Source organism: Fictibacillus arsenicus, from assembly GCF_001999465.1.
Classification (GTDB): domain Bacteria; phylum Bacillota; class Bacilli; order Bacillales; family Fictibacillaceae; genus Fictibacillus; species Fictibacillus arsenicus.
The window spans coordinates 1167093-1184326 of record NZ_MQMF01000002.1 but is presented as its reverse complement, the minus strand read 5'-3'; the positions used below and the strand labels follow the sequence as shown (position 1 = coordinate 1184326).

The window sequence follows — 17234 nt, the reverse complement described above, 5'->3', positions numbered from 1 at the left end:
AAACAGTGTAAGAATCTTACTGCTTGTAATATACTTTCCATCTGAGGGAAAATTATATAAAATGTACTTTTCGGCCTAGAAAGAAGTGAGGTTTGATTATGGTGAAGAAAAGTCTTGTCGCACTTGGTATTTTAGTTGGTTCATTGATCATCGGATTTTTTGCCTACCTTTTTATCATTTTGGCGGGAGATTATGTGATTGATGAAAAAGATCTTGTGATGGATTCTGCCACGCTTTTAGTGAACGAAAAAGGTGAAAAAATCACAAAAATATATAATGAAAACAGGGAAATCGTTGATATAAACGATATTCCTGATCATGTTCAGGAAGCTTTTGTAGCAGTAGAAGACTCACGTTTTTATAAACATAACGGAATAGATGCAAAAGCAATTTCACGTGCCATCTATAAAGATATTTTGGCTGGAAGCAAGGTTGAAGGCGGAAGTACGATCACGCAGCAGCTGGCTAAAAATGTTTTCTTATCACATGAAAAATCCTGGCTGCGCAAAACCAAAGAAGCGGTCATTGCTATTAATCTTGAACGAAGATATTCAAAAAATAAGATTTTGGAGATGTACCTGAACCAAATTTACTTTGGACACGGAGCATATGGCATTCAGCTTGCTGCTAAAACGTATTTTAATAAAGATGTAAGTGAACTAACTGTTGCAGAAGGTGCAATGCTAGCCGGTCTTCCGAAAGCTCCAGGTCATTACTCGCCTATTAAACATCCGGATGCTGCAAAGGAACGCCGAGATCTAGTGCTGACCCTTATGGAGAAGCAAAACTATTTGTCTCCGAATGAAACAGTAAGAGCACAAGGGCAAACGATCGCTGTAAACTTTACGCAGGAAGAACGAAATCCGGCGTACTCGACTTATATTGACATGGTAATTAAAGAAGCGAGAGAAAAGTATCATATCTCGAGAGAAGAATTGAGGCAGGGCGGGTATAAGATTGTCGTGCCAATGGATCCTGCCGCACAAAATTCTGTATATAAAAGCTTTCAAGAAGGAAAATATTTTATTGGAACCGGAAAGGAAAAACCTGAAGGAGCCATGGTTCTCATGGACAGCCAGACAGGGGGACTGCTCGCTGTTCAGGGCGGTCGGAACTATGTGACAGAAGGGCTTAACCGCGTTGAAGTAAACCGGCAGCCGGGATCAACATTTAAACCATTGTCCGTATATGGCCCTGCTTTGGAATCGGAAAAATATAAACCATATTCCATGCTGCTGGATGAGGAAATGAGCTATAACGGATACGAGCCGAAGAACTATAACGGCAGATACGAAGGGGAAGTATCGATGGTGGATGCTGTCATACACTCTGTTAACTCATCAGCTGTATGGCTTTTGAATGAGATTGGTATTTCTTATTCCAAAAAGTATTTAGAAAACCTCGGGATGCCGATTGAAGATAAAGGACTCGGCATCGCGCTAGGCGGAATCGATCATGGGGTAAGTCCTTTGCAGATGGTTAAGGGCTATAGAAGTTTCCTTCATGAAGGAAAGACCGTCGAACCTTTTGTGATCAGCAAAATCTACAATCATGAGGGCGAGCTGATCGGCAAGGCCAAGCGTGAAGAAAAGAAAGTATGGACGAAGCAGAATGCATGGAACATGACGCGCATGCTGCAGCAAGTTGTGGAGAACGGAACAGGCTCAGATGGTCCGGAAAATATGGAGATTGCCGGAAAAACAGGAACCACCAATTATCCGAATGTGGATAAAGGAAATAAAGATACGTGGTTTGTTGGGTATACACCTCAAGTAGTCGGTGCTGTTTGGGTAGGTTATGATAAAACCACAAAGCAATCTTATTTAAACAGCGGAAGTGCACAGCCTACCCTTTTATTTAAACAAGTGATTAACGAGATGCCTTCACAACAGGGATTAGCATTTAAGAAGCCTGATGGAGTGAAGGATTTAGAACCTCCGATCGAAATGATCGAGGTCGGTGATCTTTCTGCTGAATTTGGTATGGGTGACTATGGCATGCCATCAGTCAAGTTAAGCTGGACGCCATCTAAGGACAAGCGTCTACAATATAAAATCTATGCTGTAAATGATGGGGAAAGAACGAAATTGGATACAGTAAAAGGAAAGGGAGGGTATGTTGCTTCAGGCAAGCATTTGTTCACACTGCCTGACTTTTATGTCGTTCCCTATAATCCTCTAACTAAAGAAGATGGCCGTCCTTCCAACACAGTTTCGATCTCATTCTTCCCAGGCTTTGGTGATGATGACGATGAAAAAAAAGACAACCGCGGAAAAGGGAACAATGGAAAGAAGAAAGACAAGAAGAAAAAGAAAGATGATTAAGATGAAGAAGGTGGCTTTTGTGCCATCTTCTTTTTTGCAGCTTTATTTGAGGATGCGGCTGTCGAAAGTTGTAGAAAATCGTTTTAAATGAAAATAACGTGCGATTAAGCTTACTACGTATTAATTAGGGACCGTGTGATGCTCATAATCGGTTAAACGAACAAAAAAGATGGGCACGACACCCATCTTTCATATTGTATTTTCATTTAATTCGCAAAAGGACTTTTCACGTCAACAGTAAATGGAACATTTGCACCGGAATACAGTCCTACATAGATGTAGGAGGTGCCGCCAGGAACTACACCTGACTCATTCGCTCCCGCTGTTGCGATGCTGCCGATCAGATTAAATGATGAATCATAGAAGTAAACATCTAGATCATGTGCCCCGTCAGCAGGACCTGTGACAGAAACATTATGCAATCCATCCCGATATTGTTCAGGAAGACTTACTACATATCCATCAACACCTTGTGATGCAGGTTCAGGGTTTTGGGTCGAAACGAATTCGTTCTGTGTTACACTTCCAGTCGCGTCCAAGTCAGCTAAGCTTCCGATGCCTGTTGCAGGGTTTCCTGCCTGGATCATCCCTTCACTTTTAAATGGTTCGGTAATAACAGGAGGCAATGCTTCAACTTTTGATGACCGTTCTGCAAAGACTTGGACTTCGGCAACCTGAACATGACCGAGAGAGTTATCTTGAGCATTTTTAGCAATGAACTTAATAAAGTTTGCTTTTACCGGTTCAGCCAAATCGAATGTTTTATAATGCAGATCGGGTGTTGCAGGACGCGGCTTTCCAGCGTTGAACGTACCGTCTTTAACAGCAGTCCAGTTTTCACCGTCAAACGATGTTTGGACGGTAAAGTCTTTTAATGCTGAAAAGCGTGCTTTTGCAATGTCTTTAAATGCACTTACTTGAACACTTGAAACGGTGGCTGGTTTATCTCCTGCAAGATCTATAACAAACTCAGAACCCGTAAAGCCTTCTTCTTTTGTTTGTGATGTATACACGGTTGCCTCGGTATCATCGAGGGCATTTTTCACAGGATGTGTTTCTGTTTCATCAGATACCGATACTACTTCAGCTCCGTTTGCTGCAGAAGCAAGGTTAGGTGATAGATTTACATCTAATGACTCAATCTCACCAGCTGTAATAGCTACATTTTTAAATGTTGTTGAACCGAAGCCGCGTGCTTGAATGGTAATGTCATAGGTTCCCGAGACGATAGGCATGCTGAACCCGCCGGTATCACTTGATAAAGCTACCGGACTAGTACGAGCTTCATATTGTCCAATAATAATCTTTGCATCTTTTACAGGTTTTTTTGTTGAAGAATTTATGATCTTTCCGGCAAGCATACCGTTTTGTCCGGAAACAGGGTGGTCATACGCCGGTACAGGATCACTATCATCACCAGATAAAGATTTAGCGGAAGCCCCAAGACCTCTTTGGGCAAAAGCTTTCCATAAAAGATCATAATGATCTCCACCGTATCTGTCTTGGTCAGCGGCAAGGATGGCTGTTCGCATATCATCCATTGACGGATCAGGAGCAGAGATTGGCATTGCATCCATTACGATATGTTCTGCGACAGATTCACCTTCTTCTTTTCCTAGCGCAGCTATTAAACTTTCTCGAACATGCCAAAGAATAGCCGCCCAGATCTCACCATCAGCGTGGACTTCAGGACCAACGATATCAAAACCAATGTCGCCAAACTGAAGGGGAGCATCATCGAGTGCCCAGCTTCTGATTCCACGTTCTTGATTCCCTGTTACATAAGCGCCGACAACCGGTTCTTTTTGCAGACCGTTTTTAACAAGATAGTGCATGCCGAACCAGTCACCCCAAGCTTCACCCATGGAGCCTGCTTGATGGCTGTTCAGAGATTCGCCTCCTGCTACATAACGGTTAGAGAGAGCATGGCTGTATTCGTGATAAATGATTCCGGCATCGAAATCACCGTCTGTGTATTCGCCTTCAAAAGCCCCTTTAATAGGCTCCCATAAAAACATACCGCTCCACGCAGGAATACCATCAGGAAGCGTTAGCATATAGGCGTTATCACGACCGGTATATGTCGGTTCTCCTCCTGATGCTGCACCCGCTTGGACAAGGCCGAGGATAGGGTCACCTTCCATACCGCCTTTTCCAAAATTCACAGCTTGCAGGTTACCAGCAGCTTCTGTCCAGCCTAGATTATAAAAATAATCATGAAACAGGTTGTGATGGTAGAACAAATTCGTTGCTGCACTGTGTACATCTTCTGCATAAGAAGGCGGAGCAGTTTGTCCTTCAGTTTTGTTCCAAGCGTTTTTAAACGGATACTTAAATTGCCCGAGCGGGTTTACCGGTCTGACAAGCCCAGCTCCTTCTGGGACGAGGAAATTACTCCAGTTTGCATACGTGTCCGCATTATTTCCAAGTGTTGTAACACCAGCATCATTTGCAGGCAACAGCCATCCTTGCGGAGAAGCTTCTGGGTCACCTTTTAAAGATTTCACAACCTGTGTGCCGCCGCCTGTCGGGGAACCGGGATAATTTTCAAAAATTAAGCCTTCAGGATCAAGGTTTTGAACAAGTGATCGTTCAAAAAGAGTTTTACCTGTTACTCCGTCAACAACAACTTCTTTACCTTTGTTCAGTTTTTCAATAAAAAGTACACGGTAAGCAGGTCTTACACCATCGGAAGTGACAAACGCTGATTTTTTAACGCGCTGATCAGTTGGGAGGGTATCGCCGCCAGCATATTCTTCCCAGCCTTTATTTGACCCCTTTAATACAGGCGAATAATTTAAATCAGGAAGATGTTCATAAACTACTGATAGAAGCGCATCTTTGCTTGATAGTTTATGTGCTTCTTCCATTTCTGACGCTTTTGAAGCATTTGAAGCAACTGAAAGAATACGTCCATCCTTATTGACAGAAATAATGATCCGTCCGCCGTTTGCCGATTCAATCCCAGAGAAAGTTTGCTGAAAAACAACGGTTTGAAGACCGCTGCCAGGAATAGAATGATTCTTTATAACTGAAAGGGAATCTGCTTGATTGGAAGAGAGTCCGAACATTTGTAAATTTTCTTTAAGCCAGTTTCGAGCAATAGTCTCACTGTTATAACTAGATGGAGGAGTTAAATATCCTTTGTTTTTTGAGATAAAAGAGGGTGTACCAAAAGTTGAATTCCAGGAGATTTTTGTTCCGGTGCCTGTTTCTTGTATAAATGAATTTGCAGCTTCTATTTGTGATCGATCAGGAAGCACTGCAGATAAATTTTTACGGATATCAAAATTCTCGTGATTATGTTCTTTTGCCAGTTCATTTGATGTAAGAGCATTCACGGGGAGATTACTGATTGGATATAACTGAGACAAAAGTAAAACAGAACTTACGGCTGAAAAGGTAATCGTTTTTTTGTTGATGGACATTGTACCCACTCCTTAACGGAATTTTCTGACTTTTATTACAGTCATTAAACAATTGTCCTAAAAATGAGTCAATGCATTTCCTGAAAGATAGTTCTTTATCTAATAATTTTTAGCCTGAAGTTATAGTGCTCCAATACGACTAAGGTAATAGAGAAGTAGGAAATCCATGTAGGGGTTTTGTGAAAAGAGTCCAATTTTATAAAACCTAATTATCGATTAAAGAGATTCCAGTATCGAGGTTATATTGCCGGGTGACAATGGCAATTTGCCAAAATGATGACAATTGAACTTTCAGCCTATACTTTTATTATGAATTCCCTTACAATGTGTATGGATATTGACGTTTAGAGGTTTTAAGTTTCAGCAGCTAGGAGATAACAATAGTGCTGCAGCTTTTGGTCTTGATAGAAAGGTGTGTACGTTTTGACAATGAATGAAGAGTTTTTGAAGGCGTGTCGTAAGGAGAAAAATTCACATATTCCTGTATGGTACATGAGACAGGCGGGCCGTTCTCAGCCTGAGTACCGTAAATTGAAGGAGAAGTATTCACTGTTTGACATCACTCACAGACCTGAGATGTGCGCAGGCGTTACAAAGCTGCCAGTTGATCAGCACGGTGTTGATGCTGCGATCCTTTACAAGGATATTATGTCACCGGTTCCTGCAATTGGTGTAGATGTAGAGATCAAGCCGGGGGTAGGCCCCGTTATCGATAATCCTGTAAGAACACGCGAGGCTGTTGAAAGACTTGGAACGATCAACCCTGAAAAGGATGTTCCTTATGTACTTGAAACGATTAAAATTTTGCGTCAGCAATTGGAAGTTCCTCTAATCACTTTTGCAGGTGCTCCATTTACACTTGCAAGCTATATGGTTGAAGGTGGTCCTTCACGGGATTACCATAAAACAAAGCAGCTTATGTTCTCGGATCCAGAAAGCTGGTTCATGCTTATGGACAAGCTAGGAGACATGACGATTGCTTATGCAAAAGCTCAGATTAAAGCTGGAGCTCAAGCTTTTCAAATTTTTGATTCTTGGGTGGGAGCTTTAAATCAGCAGGATTACGCAAAATACATTATGCCTGTTATAGAGCGAATCTTTTCAGAACTTCGCGGAGAAGGTGTTCCGTTGATTCTTTACGGAACAGGCGCTCGCCATCTCGTAATGGAGTGGAACGAACTTCCTATCGATGTGATTGGACTTGACTGGAGATTGTCGCCAAGAGAAGCGCGTCAGATGGGTGTTACGAAGGCTCTGCAAGGAAACTTGGATCCTTCGCTTCTGCTTGCTCCTTGGGAAGTTATTGAAGCAAGAACAAAAGAAATTTTGGATGAAGGTATGGAAGAGCCAGGATTTATCTTTAATGTAGGTAAAGGTATTTTCCCTGAGGTCAACATCGCAACATTGAAGCAATTAACTACTTTTGTCCATGAATACACGTCTAAAAAACTAGGGTGAATAAAGTGACAAAAAAGAAAATCGGATTACTCGTGATGGCATATGGAACGCCAAGAAGTCTGGATGAAGTAGAGAGCTATTACACACACATTAGACGAGGCCGAAAACCTTCTCCTGAACAGCTTCAAGAGTTAACGGAGAGATACGAACAGATCGGCGGAATATCTCCATTAGCAAAAATTACAGAAGATCAGGCACGAAAACTAGAAGAAGAAATGAATGGCCGCTACGCTGATCAAGAGTTTAAGAGCTACCTAGGGTTAAAGCACATTGATCCTTTTATTGAAGACGCTGTTCAGCAAATGAAAGAAGATGGTATCGAGGAAGCTGTAACTCTAGTACTTGCACCTCATTATTCAACGTTCAGTGTTAAATCTTACAACGGGCGTGCGGTAGAAGAATCAGCTAAAATCGGCGGTCCTAAATTTGTAACAATCGACAGTTGGTACGACGAGCCTAAGTATCTCCAATATTGGGCAGATGGAATTAAACAAACGTTTAATAGTATTCCAGCTGAAGAGCATGAAAAAACGGTTGTTATCTTTTCTGCACACAGTCTTCCGGAGAAGATTTTGCAGATGGGTGACCCATATCCTGCTCAATTACAGGAAACAGCTGATCTGATTGGAAAAGAAGCGGACGTTCCTCATTATACGATCGGCTGGCAAAGTGCAGGCAACACGCCGGAGCCTTGGATTGGACCGGATGTGCAGGATCTTACACGTGACCTGTACAACGAGCATGGATACAAGCATTTTATCTACTGTCCTGTGGGGTTTGTTGCTGATCATTTAGAAGTTTTGTATGACAATGACTATGAGTGCAAAGTTGTAACGGATGAATTAGGCGTTAACTATTACCGTCCTGAAATGCCAAATGCAAAACCTGAATTTATTGACTGTCTGGCAACAACAGTTGAAAAAGCACTAGTAAAAGAAAGAATGTGAATCAGATGAGCGAGCGACAGCACGTGATCATTTTGGGCGGCGGCATTACAGGTTTAGCCGCTGCCTTTTATGTGCAAAAATATGCAAAAGAAATAGGGAAGCCTGTAACATTTACATTGCTTGAAAGCAGCAGCAGGCTTGGCGGAAAGATTGAGACGATTAAGGAAAATGGATTTGTAATTGAGCGGGGGCCGGATTCTTATCTGGCTCGAAAAACGGTTATGACCGATCTAGCTAAAGAGGTTGGTCTTGAAAAAGAACTGGTTTCCAATGAAACAGGGCAGGCTTATATTTTGCATAATATGAGATTGCATCCTATACCGGAGGGAGCTGTAATGGGTGTCCCGACAAAAGTGATGCCTTTTGCGTTCACCCCGCTCTTTACAATATTCGGAAAAGCGAGAGCAGGTTTTGACCTTTTCCTGCCTAAGCGTTCAGATTCTAGTAAAGATGTATCGGTTGGGCACTTTTTTAGAAGACGACTTGGTGATGAAGTAGTAGACCGTCTGATTGAACCTTTGCTTTCAGGAATCTATGCTGGTAAGATCGATCAATTAAGCTTGCAGTCTACTTTTCCTCAATTTATAGAAACAGAAAGAAAGCATAGAAGCTTAATTCTTGGTATGAAGAGTTCAAAGCCAAAGCCTGTAAAAACTCAGAAGACGGAAAAGAAAAAGGGTGCCTTTTTAACATTTAAAAATGGACTTTCCTCTTTTGTTGCCGCTCTGGCTGAATCACTTCCTGATGAGAGCGTGAAAATGGGAGTTAAGGCTGAATCTGTAGAACGTTCAGAAGACGGAACTTACTCTGTTAAAATGGATGATGGGTCAATGCTATCTGCTGACCACGTGATCGTAACCACACCTTATGCAATCACGAAAAAATTATTTAACGAGAAGCTGTTTCCGGCAGATTTTCATAAAACAAAACCCACTTCTGTTGCAACCGTTGCGATGGAATTCAATGCAGATGACGTTTCATTTTCTTTAGATGGCACTGGATTTGTTATCGCAAAAAGCGAGAAAACGTCTATCACAGCATGTACGTGGACAAGCCGCAAGTGGCCGCATACGACACCTAAAGGCAAGGTGCTTCTAAGATGCTATGTAGGCCGGGCTGATGATCAAGGAATCGTTCATGAGTCAGATGAAGTGATATTGAATAAAGTACTGGATGATCTGAAAAAGATTATGGGTGTAGATACTCAGCCCGAAAAGTATTATGTCTCACGTATGATCGATTCAATGCCGCAGTATGAAGTTGGCCACAAAGAGTACGTGAAGCAGCTTAGAGCGTCATTTGAAAAAGACCTTCCAGGCGTACTTCTTGCAGGTGCCCCATATGACGGAGTAGGACTTCCGGATTGTGTCAATTCTGCAAAAAAAGCGGTAGAATCACTTTTTACCAAATAAAATGATATTTGTTAAACGGCAAACGGATAAGTTTGTCGTTTTTCTTATTTTCTTGTAGAATGATTCTGCTATACTGAAGAAAGAAAAAAAGGGAAGGGGGAGCATTATGCAAGCATTTATTGAACCATTATTCGTTAATATTGCAATCGTTTTCTCTTTTACTCACCTCTTGAATATGTTCTTCCCTCTTCACCCAGGTGTAATACCAAGCTTAAAAAACAAAGTTATCTTTGGAGTAATAAGCGGATTCGGTGCTTTAGTTTGTATGTTATTCCCTATTGAAACGCTTAAGGATTCTTTTTTTGACCTAAGAAATGTACCTATTATGATTGTTACACTATATGCTGGCTGGCTGCCCGGGGCCATCTGTTCTTTATTTGTTATCATAGTAAGGAGCGGAATGGGCGGGGATTTTGCATGGCTCGGGGTCGTATTAACTTTATTAGCTTATGTGATTGCTCTAATATATCAAGGCTTCTTTGACGAAGATAAACGCAGGTGGGTTTCAGCGATCTATATTGCTGTGATCTACACGCTATTTTATATCTTGTTCATTCATTCATTTCTGGAATTTTTGACACTTGATTTTTATCTTGTTTATTTTTCTAGTTTTCTTATCGCTTTCTTTTCGTGTATTTTTCTTATCGAAAGACTTGTTAAGATTAATATGCAATTAAAAGAAACGGTTTATCTGGATAAATTAGCAGTTGCTGGCCATATGGCAGCGGCGATCGCGCATGAAGTCAGAAATCCGATGACGACCATCCGAGGGATGATTCAGTTTTTAGGAAGTACAACAAGTGATGAAAAATTGAAAGAACACTCTCCGCTATTAATTGAGGAACTGGACCGAACGAATAAAATCATTACGGATTACTTATCAATGGTGAAACCTGATATTCCCAAATTGGAAAGTATCGATATCGAAACCATTTTTAAAGATGTAGTGTCATTAACAGCCCCGTATGGATCTATACACAATGTGGAAGTGTCTTTAAGAGAAATTGGTTCATACTTGGTCTGTACAGACGAACAAAAACTTAAACAAGGGCTTATCAACATTATCAAAAACGGTATTGAAGCAATTGATCATGCTGGCACTATCCATATTTACAAATATAAAGTCACAAGAAAATATTTAACCATAGCAATTGAAGATAATGGAAAAGGAATGACTGAAAAAGAGCTTGAGCAGATTGGTCTTCCCTTCTACACAACGAAAGCCAAAGGGACAGGTTTAGGTATGATGGTAACCTTTAAGCTTATAAAAGATATGAGCGGAAAACTTCGGTATGAGAGCGAATTGAACGAAGGGACTAGAGTGCTCTTATCTCTGCCTTTATGTACGAAATCTGATCAGCTGCAAGAAGAGGTGGTAATGTAATGGATCGCAGACAAAGTATATTAGATGCAGCTGAACGTTCCTTTTCAATGTTTGGCTATAAGGCGAGTACAGTTGACCAGATCGCGAAAATTGCTAATGTCGGTAAAGGGACGATCTATACTTTTTTCGCAAATAAAGAAGAGTTGTTTTCTGAGATTATTACGAACCTGGTAAAAGAAACAAAGTTTGCAGCATCGAAAGCAATTAATGAAAATCGGCCGTTTTATGAGAATCTGCACTATGCTCTGTATGAAGTTATTGAGTTTCGAAAAACGCATCAATTGGCGGTGAAACTTTCACAGGAAGTAAAAGAAATGAATACATCCCCTGTAACAGAGGCTCTGCAAAGAATAGAGAAAGCGGTACTCGGTTTTGTTCAAAGGGAACTCGATAAAGCGATTGAAAAAGGTGAAATCAAAGATTGTCCTACAGATATCGTGGCATTCATGATGGTCAAACTGTACCTGGCTCTTATTTTTGATTGGGAAAGGGATAACCCCGCGATTCACAAAGAAAAGATGCTTGAAGTTCTAGAAATGTTCGTAATGGAAGGACTTCGAAAAGAATAATGTTGCAGAAGCAAATGAAACATGATAGATTTATTTGTGACCAGAATTTGATTTTGGTCATTTTTGAAAAAAGCCTAGATAATGTTGCTAATAGAAGATGTTGATTTCCGCTCTAGGATGCTCGCTTTCCGGGGGGCGTGCGGTGAGCCTCCTCTGCGCTTTGCGCCGATAGGAGTCTCAGGTTAAAAGAAGCATTTGTGCTCTTGCGTCTTCAAGTAAATTCTACGAGGTGTACTTCCTCGTCGCATGCCTTGCGAGAAGTAATCTCAGGTGGTTGGCACGCACCTTGCGCTCCAATCAACTAGTCAATGATGCATTATTTAATGTATGAGCAACAAACTTTAAAGCTTTTAGAAAAAAATCTTGAACGAGGTCTCTTTTTTTGCAGTGAATTGACCAAATGACTAAAATAGTCAATTTGTATTTTATAAGGAGTGAAAACATTGTTAAAGAGTATAGGTGCTCAGTTTAGAGCGGTATTTTCGAACAAGAAGATTGCGATACCAGTTTTTGCCGTTCTTTTTATACCTGTGCTGTATACCGGAATGTTCTTATGGGCTTTTTGGGATCCGTATGACAAGATGGAGGATCTGCCGGTTGCAGTCGTTAACCTGGATGAAGGGTATGAATATAACGGAGAAACCCTTGATGTAGGAGATGAGTTTGTAAAAAAACTGAAAGAGAATCCTCAGTTTAAGTGGAAGTTCGTCAGTGAGAAAGAAGCTGAGCAAGGGCTTGAAGAGAATGAATATTATATGATGATCGAAATTCCCGAGAACTTTTCCGAGAAAGCTACATCAATTTCAGGAAAGAAAAATAAAAAGCCGGAACTCATCTACACACCGAATGCCGGTTTTAATTTTCTAGCTGCACAGATCGGCGGTACCGCGGTCGATAAAATGAAAGAAAGCCTATCAAATGAACTGACAAAAACATATGCCGAAGTGATGTTTGGTCAAGTTGAGCAGCTTGCGGGCGGGCTTGATCAGGCTGCTGAAGGTTCAAGTAAAATAACAGATGGTTTAGAAAAAGCGTCCACTGGAAGCGGTGAGCTTGCAGCGGGCATGACTGAAAAAACTCCTCAGATTAAAGAATTGGAAAGCGGCGCAGCTTTATTCAATTCTAAGATGACGGAGTTTGACAGCGGCATAGATCAATTGGTTGCTGCGCATAAAAAATTAGCGGATGGTACAGGAGAGCTCAACTCAGGAGCACACTCATTAAAAAGCGGTCTCAGCCAAGCGACAGCTGGTTCTGAGAAGATAAAGGATGGAAGTCTTGCTTTAAAAGACGGTACTGAAAAGCTGTCCATGGGTGCTGGCAATGTAGCAAGTTCTGTGAATGAGTGGAACGCAGGAGCTCAAAAAGCTGCTGCAGGTTCGAAACAGGTTGAACAACAGATCAACAATTTAATTCAAAATCAGAGCAATATGTCTGATGAAGAAATAACAGCTGCGTTAAAACAGATTTCTGCTATCAGCGGCGGTGTGAATAACGGGCTAGATGGATTAACGGCAGCATCCGGCAAAATTGCAGGTGGAGCTAATGAGGTATCAGCAGGTGCAAAAAAATTAAGTGATTCACAAGCTGCAGTGGCACAAGGGGCCGAACAGCTGCATGCTGGACAGCTAAAACTAGCTGATGGGGTAGATCAACTTGCTAGCGGACAGGCAAAAGTAAACGCAGGGACGCAAACGTTCCAGTCAAAACTAGGTGAAGCGGCGTCTGGTTCACAACAATTACTTGCAGCAAGCGGCAAACTTGCGGATGGAACGGCAACCGTGTCTTCAGGCTGGCAAGAGGTAACAGGTCATGTAAATGAAATTCATAACGGAGAACAAAAGCTGCTTGAAGGAAGCGGGCAATTATCCTCTAAACTGGGTGAAGCCGCTGACAAAACAGGAGAGCTTGATCCAGACAGCGAAATGTTTGAACGGATCGCCAACCCGGTTTCTGTAAAAACAAAGAGTTTTTCTGATGTTCCAAACTACGGTACTGGGTTTGCTCCTTATTTCTTATCATTAGGGTTATTTGTAGGTGCATTATTAATGTCGATTGTGTTCCCGTTGCGTGATAAAGCAGGGGAACCGCGTTCAGGTTTTAGATGGTTTGCGAGCAAGTTTACCTTCTTAGCTGCAGTCGGTGTTGTTCAAGCGTTGATCGCTGATGCAGTGCTGCTATACGGTTTAAAGATCGAAGTAAGTAATCTGCCGGCATTCATCGGTCTTAGCATAATTACTAGTCTTACGTTTTTAGCGCTTGTTCAATTGCTCGTAACAGTTTTAGGGGACCCTGGACGATTTGTTGCGATTATCATTTTGATTCTTCAGTTGACAACGAGTGCAGGTACATTCCCGCTGGAACTTATCCCAGAAGGACTGCAGGTCTTTAACACATGGCTCCCGATGACTTACTCTGTATCAGGCTTTAAAGCTGTAATCTCAAGCGGAGACATGAATAGTTATACTTTCAACGTATGGGTGTTAATAGGATTTATGATTCTATGTATGATTGGAACATGGGCATATTTCGCAGCTCATTTTAGAAAAAGAATAGACAAACAGACGAAATTGCAGCTTAATCTGCACGAAAAACACTTGGAGACGTAAATCCAAGTGTTTTTTTGTTCGAATACATGTGATGCAGGTAGTTTTAGAAGATGTAAAACCTTGGTTTGAGAGGGTGATAAAAGTTGAGCGGTCCGGAGCTTTTTTTAGCGTAACTCAGACATTTTGAGCGAAGAACAGGAGTTTTGAGCGAACGTGTAATAAATATAAGAACACGTACCGTAAAACCTGGAGCCACTTCCAATAACAGCAAAGTTTTTCGTCCAGCCGTAAAAAAGTGGTTTTTAAGCAAACTAGCAAGGGAAAGATAATAATTGGACATTCTAATGGATGCAGCTTATTTTACGTAAAAAGGAGAGAACCGCACTTGATTACTTTCAAAAACGTAGGGAAAACGTTCCCTGACGGTTTTGAGGCTTTGAAGAACATTGACTTTCAGGTTAAAGAAGGCGAGTTAGTCGCGTTAATCGGGCCTAGTGGTTGTGGTAAAACAACAACCATGCGAATGATAAACCGTTTGATAGAACCATCAAAGGGAACGATTCTAATTGATGGAGAGGATATTGCAGAACAAAACCCCGTTGAGCTGAGAAGGAATATCGGATACGTGATTCAGCAGATCGGACTTCTGCCTCACATGACGATTGAAGACAACATTTCTCTCGTTCCGCGCTTAAAAGGCTGGGAGAAAGAAAAATACGATGGCAGAGTAGATGAATTGCTTAATTTGGTAGGGTTGGATCCTAAAACATTCAGAAAACGCTATCCTTCTGAGCTAAGCGGCGGTCAGCAACAGCGTATAGGAGTTATCCGTGCCTTAGCGGCTGAACCTCCTATCATCTTGATGGATGAACCTTTCTCTGCACTAGATCCTATCAGCCGAGAACAGCTTCAGGATGAACTTGTTAAATTGCAGGATACGATTAAGAAAACGATCGTATTTGTAACGCATGATATGGATGAAGCGATTAAGATTGCGGATCGGATCGCGATTTTAGATAAAGGAGAAATCATTCAATTCGATACGCCTGAACGAATTCTTCGTCATCCAGCGAATGATTTTGTTAAAGGTTTTATTGGCGAGAACAGACTCTCATCTGAGGCTGCTATGCCTGAAGCTGTTGATCTGATGAGAAGGAATCCTATAACTTCTAAACATTCAAGAGGACTTGCTGAAGCTTTAAAAATGATGAAACGTTATGGGGTAGACAGCCTCCTAATAACTGATCAGCAAAATAAGCTGCTTGGTATTACTACACTTGAAATCATTGAAAGACATTATGCAGAGGAAGATAAAACAGTCGGAGATCTAATGGAAAAAGAAATTGCCACAGTGACTCCAGATGCATCGTATACAGAAGTGGCAGAAATCTTTGCGACTAATCATGTAAATATGATTCCTGTACTTGAAGATGGGAAACTTTTTGGAATCATAACGCGTGCGACAATGATGAGGGGACTTGCTGGATTAAACATCACCGCACAAAAACCTCTTGAAGGAGGTAAAGGTGATGAATAATTTAATTGATACTTTAGTTAACCGCTGGCCAGAAATTTTAGTAGGATTGCAGCAGCATTTATTCTTATCTCTTGTTTCAATACTAATTGCTACCGTCATTGCCATTCCGCTTGGGATTTTTATTTCTAGACAAAAACGAGTGGCAGAACCAATCATTGGGGTCACTGCTGTTTTTCAAACGATACCGAGTTTAGCCTTGTTTGGCTTCTTGCTGCCTGTCTTTGGGATTGGAAGCACGACGGCTATCATCGCACTTACTGTTTACGCTCTATTGCCGATTTTACGCAATACTTACACAGGTATTACGGGAGTAGACAATTCAGTTGTTGAGGCAGGAAAAGGTATGGGAATGACCAATTCTCAAATTTTAAGAATGATCGAACTGCCATTAGCACTGCCTATTATCATGGCAGGTCTTAGAACCGCAACAGTGCTTACCATTGGTGTGGCTACGTTAGCTGCATTTATCGGTGCAGGCGGACTTGGGGATCTAATCTACCGCGGTCTATCAACAACACGTAACGAACTGGTATTAGCAGGAGCTATTCCGGCTGCATTATTAGCTATCCTTTTTGATTTTATATTACGCAGAATTGAAATGGCTACTGAGCCAAAAACATCAGCAAATAAGCGCAGTTCATGGAAACTTCCGCTATTTATAGGTATTCCAATTGCGGCTCTCGTTCTATTCTTTGCCTTGCGCGGAGGCGGAGACGAAGATGCCATCGTGATTACAGGGAAGAAATGGACAGAGCAATATATACTTCCTTACATCATTTCTGAATATGTAAAAGATAAGACGGATTATCCCGTTGTTGTTAAAGAAGCGATTGGGGAGACGCCGATCTTAACTGAGGCAATCAAAAAAGGCGACATTGATATGTATGTTGAATATACCGGAACAGGATATTTAACTATTTTAAAAGAGAAGTATGATCCAGGAATGACTCCTGAAGAAATTTACGACACGGTTAAAAAAGGCTATGAAGAAAAATACAACCTGAAGTGGACGAAGCCATTAGGATTTGAGAACACGTATGCATTAGCTTTAAATCCTGACAAAGCAAAACAACTAAATGTAAAGACGATCTCAGAATTAGCGCCGATTTCAGATGAAGTTTCGTTTGGCGGACCTACAGAGTTTTTTGAACGTGAAGACGGGTACGAACCGTTCGTCAAAACATATAACTTAAACTTTAAAGTGAAAAGAAGCCTCGATCCGAATTTAATGTACACGGCAGTTAAAGAAAGAAAAGTAGACGCTGTTCCAGCGTTTACAACTGATGGCAGGATTGTCCGCTTTAATTTAGAGACATTAAAAGATGACAAAAAGTTCTTCCCGCCTTATTTTGCTGCTCCAATCGTAAGGGAAGAAACGTTAAAAGAATATCCGGAGCTTGAAGGCGTACTGAATGAACTTGAAGGAAAGATTACTGAGGAAGAAATGGCTGAGATGAACGCGAAGGTTGACTTAGATAAAGAAGATCCGCGCCAAGTAGCTAAAGATTTCTTGGAGAGCAAAGGATTGATCAAATAATGTGAGAAACTGGACTCTGTAGTGGGTCCAGTTTTTTTTATTGAGTCTGATTTTAATTAATTAATAAAGAAAAGTTAGCGGATCCACCC

At 41.3% G+C, this 17234-nt stretch carries 10 protein-coding genes; 9 read left to right on the top strand and 1 reads right to left on the bottom strand.

Annotation, left to right across the window (positions count from 1 at the left end):
- The first annotated feature begins 98 nt into the window (after positions 1-98).
- Positions 99-2324, top strand: a complete 2226-nt coding sequence (locus tag UN64_RS13210; protein WP_077363415.1) for a transglycosylase domain-containing protein — start codon at positions 99-101, stop codon at positions 2322-2324.
- Between the two features lie 206 nt (positions 2325-2530).
- On the opposite strand, the gene UN64_RS13205 is transcribed toward UN64_RS13210, so the two are convergent.
- Positions 2531-5752, bottom strand: a complete 3222-nt coding sequence (locus tag UN64_RS13205) for a M36 family metallopeptidase (RefSeq protein WP_077363413.1) — start codon at positions 5750-5752, stop codon at positions 2531-2533.
- Between the two features lie 429 nt (positions 5753-6181).
- Between UN64_RS13205 and hemE the strand changes: the two genes are divergently transcribed.
- The 8 genes from hemE to UN64_RS13165 all read left to right on the top strand — a co-directional run bounded on the left by hemE (position 6182) and on the right by UN64_RS13165 (position 17145).
- The gene (gene hemE, locus UN64_RS13200; RefSeq protein WP_077363795.1) at positions 6182-7210 is read left to right on the top strand and encodes a uroporphyrinogen decarboxylase; all 1029 of its coding nucleotides are present in this window, start codon (positions 6182-6184) and stop codon (positions 7208-7210) included.
- 5 nt (positions 7211-7215) lie between these two features.
- Complete coding sequence (gene hemH, locus UN64_RS13195; protein WP_077363411.1) at positions 7216-8157, top strand: ferrochelatase; 942 nt, start codon at positions 7216-7218, stop codon at positions 8155-8157.
- Positions 8158-8162: 5 nt separating this feature from the next.
- Complete coding sequence (hemY, locus tag UN64_RS13190) at positions 8163-9569, top strand: protoporphyrinogen oxidase (RefSeq protein WP_077363409.1); 1407 nt, start codon at positions 8163-8165, stop codon at positions 9567-9569.
- 106 nt (positions 9570-9675) lie between these two features.
- On the top strand, positions 9676-10953 hold the full coding sequence (locus UN64_RS13185; RefSeq protein ID WP_077363407.1) for an ATP-binding protein: 1278 nt from the start codon (positions 9676-9678) through the stop codon (positions 10951-10953).
- Positions 10953-11522 carry a TetR/AcrR family transcriptional regulator gene (locus UN64_RS13180; protein WP_077363405.1) on the top strand — a complete coding sequence of 190 codons (570 nt, stop codon included), beginning with the start codon at positions 10953-10955 and terminating at the stop codon, positions 11520-11522. Before UN64_RS13185 ends, UN64_RS13180 begins: the two co-directional genes overlap by 1 nt.
- Before the next feature lie 443 nt (positions 11523-11965).
- Positions 11966-14131, top strand: coding sequence for a YhgE/Pip domain-containing protein (locus UN64_RS13175; protein ID WP_171978898.1), 2166 nt, complete (start codon positions 11966-11968; stop codon positions 14129-14131).
- Positions 14132-14456: 325 nt separating this feature from the next.
- Entirely contained in the window at positions 14457-15608 is a 1152-nt protein-coding gene (locus tag UN64_RS13170) for an ABC transporter ATP-binding protein (protein WP_077363400.1), read from the top strand.
- Positions 15601-17145, top strand: coding sequence for a glycine betaine ABC transporter substrate-binding protein (locus tag UN64_RS13165; protein ID WP_077363398.1), 1545 nt, complete (start codon positions 15601-15603; stop codon positions 17143-17145). Before UN64_RS13170 ends, UN64_RS13165 begins: the two co-directional genes overlap by 8 nt.
- Positions 17146-17234: the final 89 nt, after the last annotated feature.